A 20,924-nucleotide genomic window follows, 5' to 3' on the forward strand; every position below is an offset into this window, starting at 1 on the left:
TCGCCTCCGCTGACCTCCGGGAGGTGGTAGACCCAAACTGGGGTCGAGTTGTCATCGGGGTCGAGCCGATGGTGTGAGACCCCGCTGGGAGATCGACGTAGGCGTGCGTTCGGAAGTCGAGATCGTCGACGAGCAGGGCCGGGACTTGGGCGTCGAGGTCGAGGACGTCGAACTGGAGGGTCTGTAAGGGATACCAGCCCATGGTGTCTGACACGTGCATGAAGTGCAGGCGCATGTCCGTGGGGGCGATGTCCTCGCTGTCATTGAGGAATAGCTCCATCAAGGTGCGCTCGTCCCCCTCGATGTCGACGATGAAGAAGACCATGGTGTACTCGCGACCGGCCTCGAGCTCGAAGGGCCCAAACTCCTCGTGGTCGTCTTCGTCGTCGTTCGTGGTGTCGTAGTGGAAGACGTGGGAGCCGGCGGGGACCTCGACGTAGGGGTGGCTGCCATTGGTGTCCTCGATGGGCAGTGGCTCGGCTTGGTCGTCGATGAAGACTTCATCGAAGGCGCCGGTGATCGTGATTGGCCGACCCAGGCCGTGTCCGGCTCTTCGCCGGTATCGGACTCCTCGGAGCCAGACTCGTCGCTGGTCGACTCGTCGTCTTCACTGTCGGAGCTGGTGTCGCTGTCGGAGCTGGTGTCACTGTCGGAGCTGGTGTCGCTGTCGGAGCTGGTGTCACTGCTCGTCGATTCGTCATCTCCAGTGGCGCTCGACCCTTCGTCGGGATCGCCAACCTCGTCGTCTCCGCTCGTGCCCTCGCTCTCGTCTGCGGCGACCTCGTCATCCTGAGAGGGCTGATCTCCACAGGCGCTCGAGGTGAGCAGTGAGAGCGCAGCGCCGATGAGGGGGAGATGTGAAGTGCGAGCTCGCATGCCGCGAGCTTGGTCTCTCACGACACAATTTGCATATCTGAAGCGTTACACAACGGTGACATCCTCATTGGCCACAGGAGACGAGTCGCAGCGCTCTCGCTGTGCGGCGGGCGACGTCTCGCAGCGCGGGGACGCTCGAGTGGCTGGGTGCTCAGCCGCCCGCGAGGGCCGCGAGTAGGGCTTCCGCGCGCGCTTCGACGCTGCCCGGCGGGATCGTCACGAGCGAGAAGCCGGCCGCGCGATAGAGCCGAGCGAGGCGCTGGTTGATCGCCTCGGCCTCGGCGACGCGCTGCGCCTGGGACTTTCCCCAGCGCGGGCGCTGGAGCGCCGGCATGACCTCGAAGAGGACGACCTGGGCGTAGTCGGCGATCGTGGTCCAGGTCGGCCGCGCGCCGTCGTCGGGGCTTTGGGTGTTGCGCAGCAGCATCTCGATCGGGTCGAGGTAGCCGCGTTCGAGCAGGTCGCCCGGCTGGGCGCTGCGCTCGATCTCCCGCTGCGCCTCGAGGACGAGCTCGGCAAACTGCCAGGGTCGGCACATTGGGCAAAAGTGGGCAGGATCGGTGATCCTGAAGAAGCCGCGATCGGGGGGATGGCCGGCGCTGCGATCCCCGATCTCGGCGAGGGCGCGCAGGTGGGCCTCGCCGTGGATGCGCAGGCCGTGGTGCTCGCGCAGCCACTCGAGGGTGGTGGTCTTGCCGCAGTCGAAGGCGCCGGTGACCACGGTGACGGATTTGCGGGTCATCGGGGCGTCCATGTCAGCGACCACAGGCTCCCCGGTCCGCGGCTGAGCGTGGCGTTGGGGGCGGCGGCGGCGGCCTCGACGGCCGCGACCACGCCGGGGTGCTCGGGCGAGAGGTCGTGGCCGGCGAGCACGCCCCCGGGGCGCAGGCGCGGGCGCCAAGCGGCGATGTCTGCCGCGACCGCGGCGTGGTCGTGGGAGCCGTCGAGGAACACGAGGTCGAGCGCTCCGGGGGCGATGGTCGGCGCGACCTCGAGGGAGCACGCCCGACGCAGGTCGACGGCGGCGCCCATGGCCGCGATGTTGGCGAGGAACTCGGCCGCGACGTCGCGGCTGGCGAGGGTCTCTTTGTAGGCCGCGTCGAAGCGATCGCTCGAGCCGAGATAGTGGTCGACGGCGATCAGCCGGGCGCCGAGGCTGGCGCAGAGGGTTGCGATGTAGGAGGTGCTGCGGCCGAGCCAGCAGCCGAGCTCGACGATCACGCCGCGGCTTTGCGGCGCTCGCAAGGCGGCGTCGACCAAGCTGCGATAGGCGCGGCCTTCCTCGGGGGAGAACCACCCGCGCGGCCGCTCGAGCTTGCGAATTGGGATCACCGCGCGCAGGGCCGCTACCTTGTCCGCTGGATCCAAGAAGCGGTACGACTTGGGCCGCAGGGCCTCGAAGCAGGCGGCGGCGTAGACCAGGATCATCGGCGCGGGGATGCCCGGGAGCTTGCGCAGGGAGCTCGAAGCCTCGGGGTCGCCGGCGAGCTCGGTGTCGCGGTTTTCCTGGGGCGTGGTCGCCAAGATCAGGTCTTCGTGGGCGATGCGAGGGTCGTGGCGCCAGCGCTTGTCGCCGGGATAGCCGACGCGGTCGCTGCCCAGGGCGAGCACGCGGGCGAGCTTCTCGTGCTCGCTGGCGCGCAGCAAGATCGCCTCGCCCACGCTGGGGCCGATGGCGTGGCGCTCGAGCGCGGTCTCGATCTCGGCGAGCACGGCCAGGTTGTCGCCAAAGTAAGGCAGCGCCGGGAGCACGGGCGCGGCGTTCACGGTGGCCCCAGCTCGCCGTCCCAAGGTTGCCAGGTCGCGGCCAGGCGGGTTGGGGTGGAAGATCAGCTCATGGACGACGCCGGGCATGCTCGCCTTGCTGCGCTCGAGCTGGGCGAGGTCGGCCTCTTCGAAGACCACGTCGATGCCCTGCCATCGCCAGACCTCGACGTAGTAGTAATAGCCGACGATCTGACGCTGAAACGCGAACTCGGGGGACTCGCTGATCTGATCGAGCAGCGGCTCGAGCTGGGCGCGCTTGCGCTCGCTGAAGCGGACCACGAAGTTGTCGGCGACGGTGTCGCGGTCGATGTGCATGAGCTGGCGAAAGATCACGTTGTCGACGCCCAGGGACGCGGCGAAGTCGAGGTACTCGACGATCTTGGCCAGCGAGTCGACGGCGCCCTCGATCAGCACGCAGGACAGGCGGACCCGGCAGTCACCGGCGCGGGCGATGGTGACGACCTCGCGCAGCTGGGCCACGCTCAGGCCGTCTCGAAAGACCATCAGCGAGGCGTTGCGCTCGTGGCTGGGGTGGGCGCGGCTGATGTTGAGGTGCTCGACGCCGCCGGCGACGACGTGGTCGATGATCCGCGCGCCGGCGCGATGGTCGAGCAGGCCCGAGGCGTTGGTGGTCAGCGAGCGTCGCTTGCTGGGGAAGCGGGCGGCGTGCTCGAGGATCCGCGGGAGTCGGGGGTCCTTGCTGGGCTCGCCGCCGGTGATCGAGATCGTCGGGGCGAGCGGGCGCAGGGCCGCGAGCGAGGCGTCGAGGGCCGCGAAGTAGCGCTCGTCGTCGGCCTCGACGCTGCGCTGTTGCTCGAGGGCGCGGCCGCGCGAGGCCGGGCGCAGCTCCTCCACGCAAAAGCGGCAGCGGGCGTTGCAGGTCTGGGCGCTGTAGATTGAAAAGTTGGCGTTGGCGTAGATCTGCGTGGGCTGGCCCCACAGGTTCACGCGCATGGTCCCGCGCGCCGTGCTGTTGGCGCTAAGGTCGAAGGCCGCGCTCTTTTGCCGCCGCCAGCTGGGGTCGAAGCTGGCAGTCATGGCAGCACTCGCATGGCCGCGGAGCGTGCGATGAGGTCGGTGCCGCAGCTGCGGCCGTCGGGGTTGATGAGCGAAAAATTGCTGCCGACCACGAAGGGGCGCTCCCAGTCGCGGTCGTCGGCCATGCCGTAGGCCTGGAGGTGAAACACGTTGGCGAGCGCGAGCAGGCCGGCCTCGCGCACGGCGTCGACGACCCAGGCGTCGCGCCCGGGGGCGTCGGGGCGCAGGCGGACGTTGAGCACGAGCTCGCGCGCGCCGCCGAGGCTGGCCAGGGCCTCGCGCAGCGTGGTCGCGAGGGCGAGCAGGTCGCGGTCGCGGGCGAGCAGGTGGTGATTGACCGAGAGCTTGAGGGTCGCGGGCTCGCCCAGCTTTGCGAGCCAGTCGTCGAGGGCGGGGCGCGAGCGCGGGAGCACCACGCCGTTGGTCACGACGACCAGCTTGGCGCAGCGTGGGTGGGCGCGGGCGAGCTCGACCATCGCCCAGAACTCGGGGTGGATGGTCGGCTCGCCGCCCTCGAGCTGGACCTCGAAGGGGCCCTCGGCGGGCAGGCAGGCCCGAAAGGCGGCGAGATCGAGGAAGCTGCGCCCGGCCGGAGAGGAGTGGGTGCTGCACCACGGGCAGGCGCGGTTGCAGTGGTTGGTCAGCGCCACGTAGACCCGGTGGGGGCGAGCCGCGCTCGGGCGGTCGCGGGGGAGGGCGCCGGTCAGCGTGGGGTTTTGCGGCCTGAGCTCGACCATGGCGGGCGCTGGAGACGATAGCAGCTCACCAGGCCACGGGCTCGCCGGGACCCCAGCCCTGGCGAACCGAGACCGGCGAGAGCAGGCCGTCGCTGCGCGTGCTGTCGGGTTGGCGGCCGCCGCGATGGCAGGGGAGCGAGCTGCCGGCCCCAGGGATGGGCGGCCCGAGCTCGGCGCCCTCGGCGAGGGCCAAGACCAGGCGCGCGACGGCGTCCGCGATGGCTTCCATGCCCGGGAAATTGATCGTCTCGAGCTCGTCGCTGGCCATGTGGTAGTCGAGTCGGCCGACCATGTCGACGTTGACCATCGAGTGCGTAGGCCTGGCGCTCGAGGGCGCGCTCGCCCTCGGGGGTCTCGAACACGAGCAGGTCTTCGCCGCGCTCGAGCGGGCCGGTGACGTTGAAGGGCAGGGCGTAGTCGTCGGACGCGAGGCGCTCCATGTGCTGGCGCAGCTGCGCGCCGTCGATGCCCAGGCTCGCGGCCTGGGAGGGCGCGGCGCTCGACCCCGGGCCGGCTAGCGCGAAGCTCAGGAGGAGGGCGCGGCTGATCACGCGGTAGACTAGCAGCGGTGAGCAGCGACGATGAGTGGCTTTCGGCGGTCCTGGCCGCGGCCCGTAGCGAGGAGGACCAGGCCCTCGAGCGCGCCCGGGCGGAGGCGCTGGCCAAGGGCAAGGAGCCCTTCGACCTCGACCGGCTCTACGCGCTGTGGCCGTGGTGCCCCGACGGGCGGCTCTCGCAGGCGCAGCGCGAGCGCCAGCGGCCGGAGCTGGCGCGCAGCTGGGCCACGGACTACTACCTGCGCCATCCCGAGGTGATGACACTCGAGGACTTTGCGAGCCTGATGCGGGAGCTGCAGAGCCAGGGCGCGTTCGATTGAGGCGAGGTCACGACTCGGTTTCGAAGCGCACGCGGGCCGTATCGGGGCCGCACTGGGTCCAGACTGAGGGAAGATACTCGTGCCCGCGGCGCGGGCGAGGCTGCTACTGTCGGCTCATGCTCGCTCGCGTCGGCCGGCTCTCGCTCGCGGCATGCGTCGCGCTGGTGCTGCTCTCGCCGGCGAAGGCCGCGGCCTGCCTGTGGGATCAGGAGACCTACGCGGCCGAGGCCGAGGCGCTGCCCTGCGTGGTCGATGCGCTCGTCGGGGCTTACATCAAGCACACGGACGCCTACTACGAAAAGCGCATCGAGGCCGCGGACGCCGGCCTGGCCGTCGCGCCCAAGTGGCTCGGCGGCTTCGACATGAAGGCCGTCGCGTTGATCCACCTCGGCCGCCTCGACGAAGCCCGCGAGGTGCTCGAGCGGCGAGCCGCGATCGACCCGGACGGCTACGCGACCCACGCCAACCTCGGGACGCTCTACACCTTCACGGGGGAGTACGCGCGCGCGCTCGAGCACATCGACCGCGCCCTCGAGCTCGAGCCGCAGGCCCACTTTGGGCGCGAGCGGATCCACCGACAGCTCGTCGAATTTCTAGCGAGCCTCGAGGCGGGCGAGGACGTCGGTGAGCGAGACTTTCTCGGCCTCGAGCTGAGCGACGAGCAGCGCTACGAGGGCAGCGTGGCGGCCTACGAGGCCGCCGGCCTCGACGACTCGGTGATCGACGCGCTCGTCGCGATGATCGCCGTCTACGGGGCAGAGAGCATCTCCCACATTCACTACGCCCTCGCCAACGCGCTCGCGCTGCGCGGCGAGCGACGCCTGGCCCACAGCGCCTACGAGCGCGCCGCGGAGCTTCGCCACCCGCTGCGGGCCAAGTTCTCGCCGTGGCGCGAGGCCCTCGAGCAGCGCTTCATCAGCGAGCGCTACGGGCCCAAGCCCAAGCTGCGAGAGGGCTGCTATCTGCCCCTCGACAAGTACTTCGCGGCGCTGCGGCGGCGGGCTGGGAAGTACCGCAAGGCCTACGCGCGGTGGGAGGAGAAGGCGGTCGCGGACGGCCTGCCGGTGTGGACGCGGGCGGGGCTCGACGCGATCTACGAGCAGCGCGGCGCCATCGAGATCGAGGTCATCGGCGCCTACCCCAGCTACCACCCGCGCTGTCCAGCGCCCGGCGTGATCCGCTCCGCGGGCCAGGAGCCCTACGAGGGGCAGGAGGAAGAATGCATGGAGGTCGAGGAGTGAGGGTCTTTTTGGGTGTCACGGTGCTGGTGCTCGGCTGCGGCCTCGGCTGCATGACCCGCTCGCACGAGCAGGGGGCGGAGGGGGGAGACGACGCGTCGCGGCCGGCTCCGGCGAGCGCAGGGGCGACGGCCGAGCCGGGAGCGGACTCGTCGGGAGCGGCCGAAGCAGACGCGGGCGAGCAGAGGCGCAGGAGCAGGGCTCGGCGCCCGCGGGTCCGAGCGCCGAAGCGCGGGCCTGGGTGGAGGCCGCAGAGGCTGTCGCCAGCGCCTATGAAGGCGAAGGCGAAGCCGAAGCCGCCAAGCAAGCGCCGAGCTGCGAGGAGGTCGCCGCGCGCCTCGAGTCCGCCAGCGATGCGTTGGCGACTCTGGCTGGAGCGAGCGACGCGGTCGCCGTCGAGGTCCAAGGTGATGCGCAGCTCGGGCCGCGGCTGGAGCGGGCGATGGCGCGCGTCGTCTCGGGCCGGTTGCGCTGCCCCTAGGCGCCGCGCTGGGTTTCACTACGGGCTCCTAGGCGCCCAGACGCGACGCGAGGGCGCAGACTCGACGAGTCGGCGCCCTCGCAGCCCGCGAACGAGGGGGCGGGATGGGACAGGCTCAGTCCGTGTCGGGCACGGGGAAGCGCATGGTCACGAACTCCTCGGCCGCCGAGGGGTGGATGCCCATGGTGCGATCGAAGTCGCGCTTGGTCGCCCCGCACTTGAGGGCGATCGCCAGGCCCTGGATGATCTCCGGCGCGTCTTCGCCGACCATGTGGGCCCCGAGCACGACGCCGCTGGGCTTGTCGACCACGAGCTTGCAGGTGATCCGCTCGGCGCGGCCGGAGAGCGTGGCCTTCATCGGCCGAAAGCGCGTGCAGTAGACCTCGACGGACTCGTGGCGCTCGCGGGCCTCCTGCTCGGTCAGGCCCACGGTGGCCACGGGCGGGCGCGAGAACACGGCGGTGGGGATGTTGTCGCGCTCGGTGATCAGCGGCTTGCGGTTGAACAGGGTCTCGGCCAGGGCGCGGCCCTCCGCGATCGCCACCGGGGTGAGGTTGATGCGGTGGGTGACGTCGCCGATCGCGTAGATGTTGGGCACCGCGGTCCGGTTGCGCTCGTCGACGACGATGGCCGCGTCGCGCCGGGTCTCGATGCCGACCATCTCGAGGCCCAGGCCGGCGCTCGCGGGCTTGCGGCCGGTGGCGTAGAGCAGCGCGTCGGTCTCGTGGAACTCGTCGTGGTCGAGGAGCAGGCTCAGCGAGCCGTCGCTGCGCTCGTCGATGCTGCGGACCCGGACCTCGGTGAGGATCTCGACCCCGCGGGCGTTCATCTCCTCGGCCAGGCGCTCGCGGATCTCGTCGTCGAAGCCGCGCAGCACGTTGTCGCCGCGCAGGAGCATGGTGACCTTGGCGCCGGCGGCGTTGAAGATGCCCGCGAACTCGACCCCGATGTAGCCGCCGCCGACGATGGTCACGCGCTTGGGCAGCTCGGGCAGCTCGAGGGCCTCGTTGGAGGTGATCGCCAGGTCGATGCCGGGGATGTCGGGGAGCTCGGGCCAGCCGCCGGTGGCGATCAGGATGTACTTGGCGGTGTAGCGCTTGTCGCCGACCTCGACGGTGTGGGCGTCGATCAGCTTGCCGCGACCCTCGATCAGCTCGACCTTGGAGTCGCGCAGCAGGCGACGATAGATCTGCTCGAGGCGGTCGAGCTCGGCCTCCTTGGCGGCCATGAGCTTGGGCCAGTCGAGCTTGGGCTCGGGCACGGACCAGCCGAAGCCGGCCGCGTCGGCGAAGTGCTCGGCGAAGCTGGCCGCGTAGACGAGCAGCTTCTTGGGCACGCAGCCGCGCATGACGCAGGTCCCGCCCACGCGCGAGCCCTCGCAGATCGCAACCTTGGCCCCGTACTCGCCGGCGCGCCGGCTGGCCGCGACGCCGCCCGAGCCGGCGCCAATGGTGAAGAGATCGAAGTCGAATTCCGGCACGCGGCAGGTGTAGCAGGGCTGACAGCGGGGCGCGAGGCGGTCGCGGCGGCCTGCCCCTGTCCCAGCTCGGGCAGCTCGGGCAGCTCGGGCAGCTCGGGCAGCTCGGCTGGCTCGCCCCGCGTGGGGTTGTTAGGGTTCGCCCGCCCAGCTCGCCCCGCGAGCGCCCGGGATCACCCGACCGACCGAAAACCGCCATGGAGAGCCTCGCCCGCCTCGCGATCGTCGCGCTGCCCTTCGCGGTGCTGCTGCTCCTGCTCGGCCTCGGGCTGATCATCCACGTGCTCGCCAGCGAGGGCCGCTCGCGCAGCGCCTCGCTCTCGCGGGTGGTCGGCGGCCTCAACCTCGGGCTGATCTTGCCCCTGGGCGCGGTCGCCTGGGCCAGCGAGACCACCGACGTGCGCCTGATGTTCATGTTCGTGGCGCTCGTGTTCGCGCTCTTGGGGTTCATGGGCCTGCGGGTGCCCCGGCGCTTCGTGGATTGAGGCCGCCGCTTTGAGGTAGCTTGTCCGCGCCATGATCATCATCGACCGGCGCTCCTGGCTCGCCCAGGTGTTCATGTTCAAGGGCACCACGTTGACCGTGATCTGGAAGCGGGTCGCGGTCTCGATGGCCGTCGCCATCGGCGTGACCTGGACGTCCCAGCACGTGCCCGAGTTTCACCCCAAGCTCACGCACCTGCCCTTCACGCTGATCGGCCTGGCGCTGTCGATCTTCCTCGGTTTCCGCAACAACACCGGCTACGACCGGTTCTGGGAGGGGCGCAAGCTGTGGGGGCGCATGGTCAACGTCTCGCGCAGCTTCACGCGCCAGCTGCTCACGCTGATCGGCCCGCGGATGATCGACGCCCAGGGCGACCACGAGCTCGCGGCCGAGGAGCGCGAGCAGGTCGAGGCCGTGCGCGGCGAGCTGGTCCACGCGCTGATCGCCTACGTCCACGCCTTTCGCCACCATCTGCGCGACGAAGACTCCCTCGACGAGCTGCGCGGGCTGATCCCCGACGAGCTGCGCGCCAGCCTGATCGACGAGTACAACCGCCCGGTGGCGATCCTCCAGTGGTTGGGCGACCGCCTGCGCTGGCTCTACGACCGCGGCTGGGTCCACCCCATGCACCTGCCGGCGCTCGAGGACAGCCTGACCGAGATGACCTCGGTCCAGGGCGCCTGCGAGCGCATCAAGTCGACGCCGATCCCCGCCAGCTACACCGTGCTGATCCACCGGATCGTGCTGCTCTACTGCGTGGGCCTGCCCTTCGGCATCGTCGATCAGGTCGGCGCGTGGACGCCGGTGGTCGTGGGCCTGGTCGCCTACGCTTTTTATGGCCTCGACTCCGTGGGCACGGAGATCGAAAACCCCTTTGGCAAGGACCCCAACGACCTCCCGCTGACCACGCTGTCACGGATGATCGAGGTCAACTTGCGCCAGCGCCTGGGCGAAGATCGCAGCGCCTTGCCCGAGCTGCTCGAGCCCGACGACGGGATTCTTCAGTAGCCGGTGCGCCGTGAGTGGGGCATCGTGCCCCACCTCTCGGGCAGTCGAGCGGAAACGACCAAGGCGCCCTGAGCCGCAGCTAGTGTGCGCTCCAGGGCGTTTTTTTGACGATCCATCGACGAGACCGATGGCGGCCCGGGGTCCGGTATCGGTCTCGTCGATGTGAGCGATTGATGGCGTCTAGTGGTCGCAACGCCGGCGGCCCTGAACACTCCATCGAAATGCGTCGCTGGATCGACACGAGCTTACCCATACTTTTTCTCTCGGCCCTCCTGCCGGCCTGTCAGACCGACGAGCCCGGCGAGGACGACGACACCGGGACCTCCGATACGGGGGACACCACCACCGGCGATACGGGTGAAACCGACACTGGCGAGACCGGCGGAGAAGAGCTGCTGTTCTTCCCCGGGGCGACCAAGGGCGGTCCAATCGCGGCCTCGCCCGACGGCACCCGCCTGGCGGTGGTCAACTCTGGGAGCGGCGAGCTGACGATCTTCTCGCTGCCTGGCCTCACGGAAGAGGCGCGCCTGGTGCTCGGCGGTGAACCGGAGTCGGTGTCCTTCTCGCCCGAGAGCGACGCGATCTTCGTGGTCCTGCGCGAGGAGGGCACGGTCGCCCGCATCGGTGGGTTGGACACCGGCCCCACCCTCGAGAACAAGGTCACGGTCGGGGCCGAGCCCGGCCGCGCGGCGCTCTCGGCCGCGGGCACGACCTTGTGGGTCCCGCTGTGGGCCGAGGGCTACGTGATCGCGGTGGACACCGAGAGCATGCAGATCACCCAGGAGATCGAGACGGGGGGATCGCCCTACGCGGTCTGCGTGACCAACGACCTCGACGCCGAAGAGGGCGACGAGACCGTGTTCGTGACCGACTTCTACGGCGTGGCCGCCGGCGGCCGCGAGGCGACCGACAACGCCCGCGAGGGCCGGGTGTTCACGATCACCGGCGAGGGCGAGCTCGGCGAGCTGCGCCTGCCCGCGCTGACCAGCTCGGGCACGGCGGGCTTCGAGTCGACGGGGGCCTACCCCAACCAGCTCTACTCGTGCGCGATCAACAAGGGCACGCTCTACGTGAGCAGCGTCGGCGCCTCGCCGGCCTCCTTCGAGGGCGGGACCGACTTCCACCAAAACCTCCAGGGCCTCGTGCACCGGGTGGACGTCGAGAGCCTCACCCCCGAGTCCCAGCCCATCGACCTCAACGGCCTGGTCGACGAGCTCGACGCGCCCAAGCGTTTCATCCCGATCCCCACGGACATCGCCTTCGCCGACAACACCGAGTTCGCCTACTTCTCCTCGCTGAGCTCCGACAGCGTGCTGCGTGTGGACTTCTCGGCCAACCCGATCAAGGCCGGCTCGCTCTCCGGGGCCAGCTTCCTGGGCGCGAGCCGCTCGCCCATGGGCGTGGCGATCTCGAGCACCAACATGTACACGGCCAACGAGGTCGCGCGCAGCATCTCCCACATCGACCTGGCCGAGCAGGAGACCGTGACCGCCGACATCAGCTCGGCGAGCTCACCGAGCGACGCCGCGGGCATCGAGGCCCTCCAGGGCCAGCGCTTCTTCAACACCGGCCTGGGTCGGTGGTCGGCCAACGGCTGGGTGAGCTGCGCTGGTTGCCACCCCTTTGGGACCACCGACAACGTGACCTGGTCCTTCCCCGCGGGCCCGCGCCAGACCGTGGACACCTCGGCGAGCTTCAACGCCGGCGGGACCGAGCAGCGGATCTTGAACTGGACGGCGATCTTCGACGAGATCCATGACTTCGAGCTCAACACTCGCGGAGTCGCCGGGGGCACCGGCGCGATCGTCAGCGACACCGCGCTCAACGACAACGGCTCGCCGAACGCCGAGGTCCGCATCGACATCGTCGGTGAGGGCGGCGTCGCCGACCCGATCAACGCCTTCAACCGCGGCTCGGCCCGCGGCGCGGCGCTGACCGGGGCCACGCCCGACGACTGGGACGCGATCGAGACCTACATCGCTAGCTTGCGCTCGCCCAAGGCGCCCACGCGCCTCGACGGGGATCCCCTCGCGGGCCGCACGGTGTTCGACGACGGCGGCTGCGACAACTGCCACAGCGGCTCGCTGTGGACGATCTCGCGGCGCAGCTACACCCCGGCCTTCAACGCCAACGACGGCAGCGACCTCGACGAGCGCGCGCTGACCTTGCTCGAGGCCGGCGTGTCCTCGACCGGTGACGTGCGCGCGGATCAGCTCACGAGCACCGATGTCAGCGAGCTGACCGTGCTCGCCAACGATCAAAACGGGGCGCCCGCGCGCCACGTCTGCGTGTCGCGGATTGTCGGGACCTTCGATGTCGACGGTCCGGCCAGCCACGGCGCCGAGGAGCTGCGCCAAAACGGCGCGACCGCCCAGGGCGCCGACGGCTACAACGTGCCCTCGCTGCTCGGCGTGGGCCAGGGCGCTCCCTACCTGCACAACGGCTCGGCCGAGAGCCTCGAGGAGCTGCTCGATCCCAGCGGGGACTTCACCGCCCACCTGCGGGCGGGCAACCAGGTGTTCGGGCCGACGGATGAGCAGCTCGCGGATCTGATCGCCTTTGTCAAGGCGATCGACGACGACACCGAGACCTTCGCGGTCGACTCCGATCAGGACTTCTGTCCGAGCAACGTGCCGCAGCAGCAGTGAAGTCGTGACGCTGCGGCGAGCTGAGCTCTCGTAACGTGGGGGGAAAGAGCACCAGGCGGCGGTCGGTGCCGGTCGCACCGACCGCCGCCTTGGGGCATGATGGCCAGGCAATGGACCTGGTTCATCTGCGCTACTTCCGCGTGATCGCGGAGGTCGGCAACCTGACCGCAGCGGCGAAGCAGCTCGGCGTGGCCCAGTCCACGCTCACGGCGGCGGTCAAACGCCTCGAGGAGCACCTCGAGAGCAAGCTCCTGCTCCGAAACCCGCGCGGCGTGACGGTCACGCCCACCGGCCGAGCCCTGGCGACCTCCGCCTGCGAGATCCTCGGGATGGTCGACGAGATGGAGGAGCGGATCCGCGGGCTCGAGTGCGGCGACGCGGGCGAGTTCGTGATCGGCTGCCACGAGTCGCTGGGTGCCTACTTCTTGCCGGCGTTCATGAGCGCCTTCTTGGCAGCCAGCCCCGGCATCGAGATCCGCGTGTGGAACGGGACGTCGGCGGGAGTGCGCGAGGCGGTCATCGATCGCCGCGTGCACTTTGGGTTGATCGTCAACCCGCTGCCCCACGACGAGCTGGTGATGGTCGAGGCCTTCCGCGACGCCGTGGCCTTGGTCGGCCGCGTCGACGGCCTGGCCGCGCCCGGCAGCCGCGAAGAGATCGAGTCCAGGCTCCGCAACTCGCCGTTGATCTACGCCGGGCGCGTGGACCAGTGCCAGCAGATCGTCGACACCTTGCGCGGGATGGACCTGCTGCCCGAGCGGCTGCTGACCACCGGCGACCTCGAGCTTGCCAAGACCCTGGTGCTCGCGGGCCTGGGCGTGGGGATCCTGCCGCGGCGCGTGGCCAACTACGGCCACGAGGGCGAGCTCGTGGTGATGCACCCCGAGCTCCCGCAGATCCCCGATCGCATCTTGCTGTGCTTTCGCGCCGACGCTCACCGGACGGCGGCGTGGCGGCGGACCAAGCAGGCCCTGCTCGCCCACGCCGAGCGCATCGCGCCCATCCCAGGCGAGCGCGGGGAGCCGGGCGCGTAGGAGCCCGTGGTGAAACCCAACACGACACCTCGCTTGTTCTTTTCGCCGAGGGCTTTGTCGCCAAAACTTGCAGTACGCCCGGTACAGCGGCGTTTTGGCTTCGCGCCCTCGACGAAAACCCGGCGCCAGGAGCCGCGCTGGGTTCCACCACGGAATCCTGAATACGCCCCTAAGTCATCGAGATCAAACAAGTTTCTGGAGCCCGGCTAGACCGTCTCCACCATGTCTCCACTCCCGACCGGCGAGTCGGGCGAAGGAAGTTCGAGGAGCTTGATCGCCCGCGGTCATGGGCAGCTCGAGCATCTCGATCTCGAGGGGCATCGCCTCGATGATCCGCCAGCGGACGGCGACCTCGAGCATGGTCTTGACCTGCCCGAGGAGCTTGTTGACGGTGCTGTTGGGAGGTGCTTGCGCTGGCCCTTTGGTGTTCTTGACGTGGTCGGCTTGTGCCGGTTGGCGTACACGTGTCCTTCGAGCGGAACTCCAGGTGCGGCAGCTGTGCTCAACGCCTTTCGGCATCAAGGCAAGAAGACGAGATCGAGGCCCCGACGGTCCGGTTAGCAACCTGCAGTGTAACCGTTCAGACCCCGAGAAAGTCGGTGTGACCGATCTCGCGACCGCAGGATCGACATGCGACGACGGTCGTGATCAACGGTCATGTGGGGGCTGATGAGAACGCGGAGCTACCGGACGCCGAGGTCCGGGACGCAACGCTCTCGGCCGCCGAGTTCGAGACCAAGCTCGCCGAGAAGGACGCCCGGATCGCCGAGCTCGAGGGCGAGGTCGCCCGGATCGCCGACTCGAGGACAGGTCGCCAAGCTCGAAGCCAGATCGAGCAGCTGCTCGAGAAGCTCGGCCAAAACTCGAGCAACTCGCACCTGCCCCCGTCGAGCGACGGCCCCGGGGCCGGCAAGAACGAGCGCAAGCCCAAGTCGAAGGGCAAGCGCAAGCGCGGCGGTCAGAAGGGCCACCGCGGCGCGCACCGGGAGCTGCTGCCGCCCGAGCGCGTCGACGAGGTCATCGACCTGTTCCCCGAGGTCTGTCTGGACTGCGTGTGACGCTGCCGCAGCTCGTCGACGACGAGCCGCGCCGTCTCAGCTGCTCGAGCTCGAGCCGAGCGGCCCCCACGTCACCGAGTTTCCGTCGGCACGAAGTGGCGTGCAGCCGCTGCGGCGGCCGGACTCGCGTGTCGTGCCGCGAAGCGAAGATCCCCGCGTCGTCGTTCGGGCCGCGCCTGGTCGCCGTCGTGGTGATGCTGACTGGCGTCTACCTTCTGCTCGCACCTCGCCATGCGGGGCTCCACGAGGTCGATCCAGGAACTGGCAGGACACGCAAACCTCCAGACGACGCAGCGCTACATGCATCTGAGCCCTGCTGCGCTGGAGCGAGCGATCAAGCTGCTCGAACTTCCTGCTCCCGGTCTGCCGCCGGGGATGGCGACATCGTGGAGACGCGTTGAAGCTTAGTTTGCAAAGCTGAGTGATATCGATGACTTACGGGCTCTTCTGAGTTTCCGTCGAGCTCGTCGAGCGAGCGACCATGTCGCGCGCATACCCGGGCGAGCCGGTCGTGGGTCCACCTCGCAACTTCGACGAGCTCCTCGGCCGTGGGTGACGCGTGGATAGTCCCATGTGCATGAAGCCCTTCTCCGGCTCATAGATTGCGCTTCGTCGGTCTCGATTGGGCCCATTGGGGACCTTAGCAGGGTCTCCCAGGTTTCGTGCCACGACTTCCAAGCAAACTGGCGCCCGACTTCGCCGTTGGCTCGATCGCCGTCAGTCGGTGTCCGGTGGAAGTCGCTCAGACCAACGGTGACCCGAGCATAGCCGTTGTCGCCTTGACGGGCGGGAACGGGAGCGCCTCCTGGGGAACCGAGTAGTCCCACGTGAATTGGATGAGACTCTCTCCCTTGCGCTCCGCCAACTCGACGTTCATGGAGCTGCCCTGCGGGGGAGTCCCGATCAGACGCTTGATGGGGACGCGCCAGGTGTCGGAGCCGCCCCGGTGCACGGTCCACCACCCCGATTCATACTTACGCCTGGCCTTGGGCCCGACGAGTTCGAAGGTCACGTCGGCTTGCTCGGGCTCTCGCCAGCCATGGAACTTGAAGTACTCGGTCTTGATCTCGATCGAGCGCTGCTCGAGCTCGTGCCACGGCCAGCCGCCCCAGTGCTCCCTGAGCTGCTTGTCGTCGTAGATCTTCATGATCTCGCGGACCGGCTTTTTCCAGAAGCGAGGATTCTTGACCGAGATCGTCATCGCCCCCTCGGTCCGCGACCCGGCCCACTGCTTGGACTCTTGGTCGTGAAAGCTCTGTCCGCGCTTGGTCGGGGGGCCGAAGGTCTCGAATTTCCAGTTGAGGTTTCTCCTCGACGTTCTCGCCGACGGCCTCGTTCTCGGCCGTGACTCGATCGTGGCCCGGGGCGAGGATGACTCCAGCGAAGTGGTATCCCCACCGGGTCGGGTTGTCGTAGCTGGCGACGATTGGTGTAGGCGTCACCCACGCCTGGCATCGCGTAGCGGTTGATCCCTGCTTTCTCGTCCTCGGCGTCGGCCTGGTCCTCGTTCTTGCTCATGTACGCGTCCCTGTCCGAGCCCATCCAACCGAGGATCTCGGACCGGAACGTCGAAGGTTGAGCCGAGACCGCGCTCTCCTGGTCATCGCCATACTCCCTGCGCTGCGGGCTTGCCCTTGAGGCCCATGATCGTGTTCGCCGCCCGGCCGCAGTCACGGCTGAGACACTGCGGGTTCTTGCTATCCGGGAACCGAGCCGTGACTTCGACGAGACGCTCACCGTCGATCTCGATCGCGTTGCTCGTGTTCGTCGTCAGCTCGATACCACTGTCGATGGCGGCCAACTTGCGCTTCGCGCTCTTGACGATGGCCGTGGTCGCAAACAGGACCTTGGACCTCCGTTCGCGGAGATGATCGAGTTTGTCAGGGTCTCGGACGTGTCGGACACCTTGATCGGGTAGTCGAGCCCAGCGAGCGCCGGTCCTGTGGCCGGGATCCCGATCTCGTCCCCCGATCCAGAGCGTATCGGCGTCGAACGACGTGAACTCCGTGTAGGGTCGGGTCGCGCTGGCCACGGGTTGCCCCAACTGTGGTCGAGGAGGGGGCGCGCCGAGCGACCTGCGCCGATCTGTTCGGCGACAGCGTGAGCATGGCCTTCAGGACCGAGCCCGGCGTCTCGGCTCAGGCCGGCGTGCTGCATGAGGTGGGCAGCCTCGTGGGCCGCGACCGTCAAGGGAGGATCGGGTGACGCGAAGGTCGTGGTTGTGCCCTCGGTGAACGCCTGAACCCCTCTGGCTTCGCAGCTTCGAGCTTCGACACGCCAGTCTCCCGGCAGTCTCGCCGAGGCCGGCCTCGATCCGTGAGCGATGCGGGAAGGACACGGACGTTCCGCCAAAGGGGCGCCGACGTGGACCGCTCGACCGAGGTACGAGTTGTGCGAGAGAACGCAGGGCCATACCTCGACCGTGACACGGCGAGCGAAGCCCGACAACGCCGAATGGAGGGGGAGGAGCCCATCGCAGCTCAGATCCCCGCGAGATGCAGGAGCATCGCCCGTTCTTCGTCCTTGGCCAGCGCGAGGAGCTCTCCCAGCCGCCCTCGCCAGCGCGCCTCGGATCCGGCATCCCCCCGCCACCGAGCCGCCTCGGCGCGAGCCCAGATCGCCTCGCGCCCGAGCCTCGACAGCTGATCAACGAACGCGAGGTCGAGCCAGACCTCGGCGTCCCCTTGCCACGCGCCCTGGCGAGCAAGACGGCGCCGAGGTCGGGACAGTCCGGGCCACCGGAAAGGACGAGAGCGCCGGGCGCGCTCCTCGCCCGAACTCGAGGTCCCGGGCGAGGCGGAGGTGCCAGGCCAGCGTCGCCGGGTCCACCCGTCGCCGGCCTCGGTCGCCAGCGGGAGGCCGCTCGGCGTGGGCTCGTGCAGCTGCAGCGCGAGGGCGAGGTACCAGGTCGCGACCGCGAGCGCGTGGCGGTCGCTGCGTCCCTCGAGGTCGCTACGGAAGCGTCCGGCTCGAGCGAGGGCCGCTGCCAGTCGCCGCTCGCCGCGAGCGCGCGCAGCTCGAGCTCGGCGAGCCGCTCGCGCTCGCCGACGGGCAGCGCGTCGCCCTGCCGCGAGTCGAGCGTGGATCTCGTCGAGCACGGCCCGCGCGTCCCCGACGAGGATGCGCGGGCCGTGCAGGACCCAGGCGTCGGTCGCGTCGATGTGGCGGCCCGCGAGGGCGAGCGCGGCCCTCGCTTCGGAGGACGAGCCCCGGGCGATGAGCTCGACCGCGGCCTCCGCCGCGATCAGGCCCGCGAGCGCGCGCGAGCTCGCGCTGAACCCGTCGGCGGCGATCGTGGCTTCTGCCGCCCGGAGCATCGTCCCAGGGTCGTAGACGATGCCCGTCGTTCGCGGGACGTGAGCCGTGATGACCCCGCGCCCCCGCCTGCAACAACCTCGGCGAGGGCGAGAGCTCGCGGCCGTGCGCGAGCGCTTCGAGCGTCGTCGGATCTCGAGCGACCGCCTGCGCCAGCACGGGCGAGCGTTCGCCGGCGTCGAGTCGCCCGAGCCAGGCCTCGGCCGTCGCGTCCCCGCGCGCGACCTCCCGAGCTGCGACCCAGCCGCGGTAGCCCGGGCCCTCGAGGGGTCCGAGCTCGGGGTCGATGGCGGCGCCCGTGCATGCGGCGAGCGCGACGCGGATCGCGTCGAGGTTGGCGTCGTCCTGGCCTCGCTGCCCGAGCGCGTCGGCGGCCTCGCGCAGGGCGGCCTCGCCGAGCTGCACCTCGTCGAGCAGGCACAGCCACGCCCCGCGCTCGAGCGCCGCGGGCCAGCTCGTCGGCGCGGTCGGGGACGCGCGCCACAGATCCCGGAGTCGCTCGAGCTGCCCGCGGCCCAGCGTCGCGCGAGCGACGAGCTCCGGGTGGCTCGTCGGCCGTCCGGCGTCCGGCCCCAGTCCGTCGGCGGCTGCACCGAGAGCGCCGGCGTGGACGAGATCGGGAGCGAGCTCGCCCGCGTCGAGCCCGAGGTCGACGAGCGCGTCCGCGTCGAGCAGCAGCCGCGCGGCCGCGGCATCGCGCGCGGCCGCGTCGACGCCTGGCGCGAGGCATGCTCGAGCGCGATTCGTCGCGGGCGTAGTCCGTGCGGGCGATGAACTCGAGCGCGGACCTGCGCGTCACCGGCGAGCGAAGCGAGGCGGCGACGCGGGGTCGAGCCCGGCAGTCGTCGAGGATGGCGATGTCGTCCCGCGCGTAGCGATGGCAGCGCTCGACCTCGGCGCGAGCGCGCTCGAGCTGGCGCTTCGGCGCGCGCCAGAGCACAGCGTAGGCGAGGCCGAGACCGAGGAGCGCGGCGCCGCTTCGCAGGGCGATGCGCCCACGTCGGCCGCGGGTTCGAGCGCTCGCCTCCGCGTCGGTCACCGCCCGATGCTAACTCGCGCTCTTCGCTTCGCCGAGAGCGATTGCACGCGTGTTCAGCAGCCCGAGCGCGGACGCACCCGGCCACGCCGGCCGGGTCCGCGCTCCGCCCCGTGGTCGGCTTGCCAGCCGAGTCCGCGGTGGTACCGTCGCCGAAGTGGCAACGTCGAAGTGGCAGCGTGCGTGTAGGAACTCCAAACGCATGAATTACGGGCCGTACTTAGCGCATGTCAGATGCATGGGGCGCGGCGCTGGGGACGCTTCCCGGGACCTCGGCAGGGACGAGAGGACGAGCGCGGCTTCGCTTCGAGCTCGCTCGGCGGGTGACTTGTCGGAACTGCGGGCGCCGCGTATTGACCCGCCGTTCTAGGACTACTTGGTCAGATGGGGATCGACAACGATCCCCGGCTGTGATCTGCTGCGGGGGTGACTCCAGAACAAATCTCCGGGTGGGGGCGAACTCGAGGAGTTTCTCGGCTACAATCACTCATCAGATGGGTCGCAGCGAGCGGCGCGAGGCCCTCGCCAACTACATGCGTGGGCTTCTCCTCGATGGCGAGCGCAAGAGCATGGTGCCCATCGCTCAGCGCCTCGCAGCCGCGCCCGGTGACAGCGAAGCCATCCGCCAGCGACTCCAGCAGGCGATCACGATCGCTGATTGGGACGAGTGGGAGCTGTTTCGCCGACTCGCCCTGCGCGTCGAGGACAAGCTCCGGGCCTCGACGCCTTCGTCATCGACGACACCGGCTTCCCCAAGAAGGGCAAGCACTCCGTCGGGGTACAGCGTCAGTACTCGGGGACGATGGGGCCGCGTCGACATTGCCAGGTCGCAGCAAGCCTCCACCTCGCCAGCGAGGCGGGCGGCGCTTGCATCGGCATGCGCCCAAGGCGCCGGACCAAGGCAGGCGTCCCCGAGGAGCTCTCCCATCAAACGAAGCTCGAGCTCGGCCTCGGCATGCTCGACCGCGCCCTCGGTAGGCGACGTGTAGAGGTCGAGCAGGCTGGTGGCGCGGCCGTCGGCCGGGAGCTCCTCGAGCACGCCGGTCACGCCGTCTCCGAGCCCGCAAAACACGTAGTTCGCCCCCGAGGTCGCATGCACGGTGAGCAGGGTCTGCTCGCCACAGGGGGCGTGGTTGTCGATGGTCTCGGGCGCGACGATCCGCGAGCCCTCGGCCCTTCTCCGTCCTCGACGCGCTCGTCGAGCTGCTGCGAGGCGTCCTCGACATCTTGGAGGTCGACGAGCTCCTCGAGGTCTTCGAGGTTCTCGTAGTCCTCGGGGGACTGATCACAGCCGATCAGGGCGACGCCAGTCGTGAGCAGGATGGAGAGCTCGAGTTGCTTGGTCATCATGCTCTCGTGGTTCCGACGGCAGGGCGCCAGATCACGACTGGATCGATTTTTTTCAGGGCCGACGGGGGGCGCGCGGCTGCTGTAAGAGAGAGCAGACCCCGGACGAGATTGTCCGGGGCCTGCTCCCGACCGGGTTGCTCGACGTCGCTCAGACTACTGGCAGCGTCCATCCACTTGACGAAGATCGTTTTGTAGTAGTGGTATGCGCTGGCTCGCTGTTCCGGTGAAGCGCATGTTGTCCCTGTCGGCGGTTCCGGCGCAGCTCTTGGCGCTGTTCGCATACATCTTCCAGGTAGCGACCGATCCTCGGAGACCCAGTAGCTGAGCGAGGTGGACCACGACGAGTCCGAGTCTTCTTTCTTCAGCGCCTCGAACAAGGTGACGCCATCGCAAGACAGGACATGCTCCTTCGCGGCGCAGGACCCGACCAGGGCGCCGAGCGTACTCGGCGTAGACCTGATAGGAGCTCGCGGTCCGCTGGTGCGCGCCCCATGGATAGCT

The 20,924-nt window shown here is 69.5% G+C and carries 25 protein-coding genes; 12 read left to right on the forward strand and 13 right to left on the reverse strand.

The features are described from left to right. A partial coding sequence (locus tag G6O69_RS38640) for a hypothetical protein (protein WP_176397417.1) occupies positions 1-325 on the reverse strand: 325 nt, incomplete at its 3' end. A 117-nt stretch (positions 326-442) separates the two neighbouring features. Between G6O69_RS38640 and G6O69_RS38645 the strand changes: the two genes are divergently transcribed. Next, positions 443-793, forward strand: a complete 351-nt coding sequence (locus G6O69_RS38645; RefSeq protein ID WP_176397418.1) for a hypothetical protein — start codon at positions 443-445, stop codon at positions 791-793. 234 nt (positions 794-1,027) lie between these two features. Here the strand turns inward: G6O69_RS38645 and G6O69_RS38650 are convergent, their stop codons facing one another. Genes G6O69_RS38650 through G6O69_RS38670 form a run of 4 tightly spaced genes read right to left on the reverse strand, consistent with a single transcriptional unit; the run spans position 1,028 to position 4,725 of the window. Next, positions 1,028-1,618 carry an ATP-binding protein gene (locus G6O69_RS38650; RefSeq protein ID WP_172307860.1) on the reverse strand — a complete coding sequence of 197 codons (591 nt, stop codon included), beginning with the start codon at positions 1,616-1,618 and terminating at the stop codon, positions 1,028-1,030. Then, positions 1,615-3,681 carry a class I SAM-dependent methyltransferase gene (locus G6O69_RS41300; protein ID WP_255216866.1) on the reverse strand — a complete coding sequence of 689 codons (2,067 nt, stop codon included), beginning with the start codon at positions 3,679-3,681 and terminating at the stop codon, positions 1,615-1,617. The genes G6O69_RS38650 and G6O69_RS41300 overlap by 4 nt, the downstream gene beginning before the upstream one ends. After that, entirely contained in the window at positions 3,678-4,418 is a 741-nt protein-coding gene (locus G6O69_RS38665; RefSeq protein ID WP_172307858.1) for a radical SAM protein, read from the reverse strand. The genes G6O69_RS41300 and G6O69_RS38665 overlap by 4 nt, the downstream gene beginning before the upstream one ends. Positions 4,419-4,443: 25 nt before the next feature. Then, positions 4,444-4,725 carry a hypothetical protein gene (locus G6O69_RS38670; protein WP_176397270.1) on the reverse strand — a complete coding sequence of 94 codons (282 nt, stop codon included), beginning with the start codon at positions 4,723-4,725 and terminating at the stop codon, positions 4,444-4,446. Here G6O69_RS38670 and G6O69_RS38675 point away from each other — a divergent pair. The 4 genes from G6O69_RS38675 (at position 4,709) to G6O69_RS38690 (ending at position 7,014) form a co-directional block, all read left to right on the forward strand. Next, on the forward strand, positions 4,709-4,936 hold the full coding sequence (locus G6O69_RS38675) for a hypothetical protein (protein WP_172307856.1): 228 nt from the start codon (positions 4,709-4,711) through the stop codon (positions 4,934-4,936). The two genes, G6O69_RS38670 and G6O69_RS38675, sit on opposite strands and share 17 nt — an antisense overlap. Positions 4,937-4,986: 50 nt before the next feature. Continuing rightward, complete coding sequence (locus G6O69_RS38680) at positions 4,987-5,295, forward strand: hypothetical protein (protein WP_172307855.1); 309 nt, start codon at positions 4,987-4,989, stop codon at positions 5,293-5,295. A 116-nt stretch (positions 5,296-5,411) separates the two neighbouring features. Then, positions 5,412-6,536, forward strand: coding sequence for a tetratricopeptide repeat protein (locus G6O69_RS38685; protein ID WP_172307854.1), 1,125 nt, complete (start codon positions 5,412-5,414; stop codon positions 6,534-6,536). A gap of 238 nt (positions 6,537-6,774) precedes the next feature. Beyond that, the gene (locus tag G6O69_RS38690; protein WP_176397419.1) at positions 6,775-7,014 is read left to right on the forward strand and encodes a hypothetical protein; all 240 of its coding nucleotides are present in this window, start codon (positions 6,775-6,777) and stop codon (positions 7,012-7,014) included. Between the two features lie 115 nt (positions 7,015-7,129). Here G6O69_RS38690 and gor read toward each other — a convergent pair whose 3' ends face one another. Next, positions 7,130-8,494, reverse strand: a complete 1,365-nt coding sequence (gor, locus tag G6O69_RS38695) for a glutathione-disulfide reductase (RefSeq protein ID WP_172307852.1) — start codon at positions 8,492-8,494, stop codon at positions 7,130-7,132. Positions 8,495-8,688: 194 nt separating this feature from the next. Between gor and G6O69_RS38700 the strand changes: the two genes are divergently transcribed. The 4 genes from G6O69_RS38700 (at position 8,689) to G6O69_RS38715 (ending at position 13,664) form a co-directional block, all read left to right on the forward strand. Beyond that, on the forward strand, positions 8,689-8,976 hold the full coding sequence (locus G6O69_RS38700; RefSeq protein ID WP_172307851.1) for a hypothetical protein: 288 nt from the start codon (positions 8,689-8,691) through the stop codon (positions 8,974-8,976). Between the two features lie 31 nt (positions 8,977-9,007). After that, positions 9,008-9,982, forward strand: a complete 975-nt coding sequence (locus G6O69_RS38705) for a bestrophin family ion channel (protein ID WP_172307850.1) — start codon at positions 9,008-9,010, stop codon at positions 9,980-9,982. A 221-nt stretch (positions 9,983-10,203) separates the two neighbouring features. Then, positions 10,204-12,630: a hypothetical protein gene (locus G6O69_RS38710; protein WP_172307849.1), complete on the forward strand. Its 2,427-nt coding sequence runs from the start codon at positions 10,204-10,206 to the stop codon at positions 12,628-12,630. Between the two features lie 65 nt (positions 12,631-12,695). Then, on the forward strand, positions 12,696-13,664 hold the full coding sequence (locus tag G6O69_RS38715) for a LysR family transcriptional regulator (protein ID WP_176397269.1): 969 nt from the start codon (positions 12,696-12,698) through the stop codon (positions 13,662-13,664). 183 nt (positions 13,665-13,847) lie between these two features. Here the strand turns inward: G6O69_RS38715 and G6O69_RS38720 are convergent, their stop codons facing one another. Next, a complete protein-coding gene (locus G6O69_RS38720; protein WP_176397420.1) occupies positions 13,848-14,183 on the reverse strand; it encodes a hypothetical protein in 336 nt (111 codons plus the stop codon). 125 nt (positions 14,184-14,308) lie between these two features. Between G6O69_RS38720 and G6O69_RS38725 the strand changes: the two genes are divergently transcribed. Both G6O69_RS38725 and G6O69_RS38730 read left to right on the forward strand, forming a co-directional pair. Further along, the gene (locus tag G6O69_RS38725; RefSeq protein WP_176397421.1) at positions 14,309-14,722 is read left to right on the forward strand and encodes a DUF6444 domain-containing protein; all 414 of its coding nucleotides are present in this window, start codon (positions 14,309-14,311) and stop codon (positions 14,720-14,722) included. Positions 14,723-14,923: 201 nt separating this feature from the next. Next, positions 14,924-15,130 carry a tyrosine-type recombinase/integrase gene (locus tag G6O69_RS38730; protein WP_255216868.1) on the forward strand — a complete coding sequence of 69 codons (207 nt, stop codon included), beginning with the start codon at positions 14,924-14,926 and terminating at the stop codon, positions 15,128-15,130. Positions 15,131-15,464: 334 nt separating this feature from the next. Here G6O69_RS38730 and G6O69_RS38735 read toward each other — a convergent pair whose 3' ends face one another. The 3 genes from G6O69_RS38735 to G6O69_RS38745 form a co-directional block, all read right to left on the reverse strand. Further along, positions 15,465-15,869 (reverse strand): hypothetical protein, encoded by a 405-nt coding sequence (locus tag G6O69_RS38735; RefSeq protein WP_176397423.1) that lies wholly within the window; start codon positions 15,867-15,869, stop codon positions 15,465-15,467. 453 nt (positions 15,870-16,322) lie between these two features. After that, the gene (locus tag G6O69_RS38740; RefSeq protein WP_176397424.1) at positions 16,323-16,523 is read right to left on the reverse strand and encodes a hypothetical protein; all 201 of its coding nucleotides are present in this window, start codon (positions 16,521-16,523) and stop codon (positions 16,323-16,325) included. A 679-nt stretch (positions 16,524-17,202) separates the two neighbouring features. Continuing rightward, positions 17,203-18,039 (reverse strand): hypothetical protein, encoded by an 837-nt coding sequence (locus G6O69_RS38745; RefSeq protein ID WP_176397425.1) that lies wholly within the window; start codon positions 18,037-18,039, stop codon positions 17,203-17,205. Positions 18,040-18,088: 49 nt separating this feature from the next. Here G6O69_RS38745 and G6O69_RS38750 point away from each other — a divergent pair, with 49 nt between their 5' ends. Next, positions 18,089-18,811 carry a hypothetical protein gene (locus G6O69_RS38750; RefSeq protein ID WP_176397426.1) on the forward strand — a complete coding sequence of 241 codons (723 nt, stop codon included), beginning with the start codon at positions 18,089-18,091 and terminating at the stop codon, positions 18,809-18,811. A gap of 845 nt (positions 18,812-19,656) precedes the next feature. Here G6O69_RS38750 and G6O69_RS41305 read toward each other — a convergent pair. The 3 genes from G6O69_RS41305 to G6O69_RS38765 form a co-directional block, all read right to left on the reverse strand. Then, positions 19,657-20,172: a hypothetical protein gene (locus G6O69_RS41305; RefSeq protein WP_255216867.1), complete on the reverse strand. Its 516-nt coding sequence runs from the start codon at positions 20,170-20,172 to the stop codon at positions 19,657-19,659. Beyond that, positions 20,118-20,423 carry a hypothetical protein gene (locus G6O69_RS38760; RefSeq protein ID WP_176397416.1) on the reverse strand — a complete coding sequence of 102 codons (306 nt, stop codon included), beginning with the start codon at positions 20,421-20,423 and terminating at the stop codon, positions 20,118-20,120. The genes G6O69_RS41305 and G6O69_RS38760 overlap by 55 nt, the downstream gene beginning before the upstream one ends. Positions 20,424-20,576: 153 nt before the next feature. After that, on the reverse strand, positions 20,577-20,924 hold a 348-nt coding region (locus G6O69_RS38765; RefSeq protein WP_176397428.1), incomplete at its 5' end, for a hypothetical protein.

The organism is Pseudenhygromyxa sp. WMMC2535 (genome assembly GCF_011083025.2).

Bases quoted from the DNA above. Each gene is read 5' to 3' on its own strand.
- G6O69_RS38710 (WP_172307849.1), top strand. From the start codon at position 10,204: ATGCGTCGCTGGATCGACACGAGCTTACCCATACTTTTTCTCTCGGCC.
- G6O69_RS38665 (WP_172307858.1), bottom strand. From the start codon at position 4,418: ATGGTCGAGCTCAGGCCGCAAAACCCCACGCTGACCGGCGCCCTCCCC.
- G6O69_RS38720 (WP_176397420.1), bottom strand. From the start codon at position 14,183: ATGCCGAAAGGCGTTGAGCACAGCTGCCGCACCTGGAGTTCCGCTCGA.
- G6O69_RS38745 (WP_176397425.1), bottom strand. From the start codon at position 18,039: ATGCTCCGGGCGGCAGAAGCCACGATCGCCGCCGACGGGTTCAGCGCG.
- G6O69_RS38685 (WP_172307854.1), top strand. From the start codon at position 5,412: ATGCTCGCTCGCGTCGGCCGGCTCTCGCTCGCGGCATGCGTCGCGCTG.
- G6O69_RS38650 (WP_172307860.1), bottom strand. From the start codon at position 1,618: ATGACCCGCAAATCCGTCACCGTGGTCACCGGCGCCTTCGACTGCGGC.
- G6O69_RS38700 (WP_172307851.1), top strand. From the start codon at position 8,689: ATGGAGAGCCTCGCCCGCCTCGCGATCGTCGCGCTGCCCTTCGCGGTG.
- G6O69_RS38750 (WP_176397426.1), top strand. From the start codon at position 18,089: ATGACCCCGCGCCCCCGCCTGCAACAACCTCGGCGAGGGCGAGAGCTC.
- G6O69_RS38760 (WP_176397416.1), bottom strand. From the start codon at position 20,423: ATGATGACCAAGCAACTCGAGCTCTCCATCCTGCTCACGACTGGCGTC.
- G6O69_RS41300 (WP_255216866.1), bottom strand. From the start codon at position 3,681: ATGACTGCCAGCTTCGACCCCAGCTGGCGGCGGCAAAAGAGCGCGGCC.
- G6O69_RS38670 (WP_176397270.1), bottom strand. From the start codon at position 4,725: ATGGTCAACGTCGACATGGTCGGCCGACTCGACTACCACATGGCCAGC.
- G6O69_RS38735 (WP_176397423.1), bottom strand. From the start codon at position 15,869: ATGAAGATCTACGACGACAAGCAGCTCAGGGAGCACTGGGGCGGCTGG.
- G6O69_RS38705 (WP_172307850.1), top strand. From the start codon at position 9,008: ATGATCATCATCGACCGGCGCTCCTGGCTCGCCCAGGTGTTCATGTTC.
- G6O69_RS38675 (WP_172307856.1), top strand. From the start codon at position 4,709: ATGTCGACGTTGACCATCGAGTGCGTAGGCCTGGCGCTCGAGGGCGCG.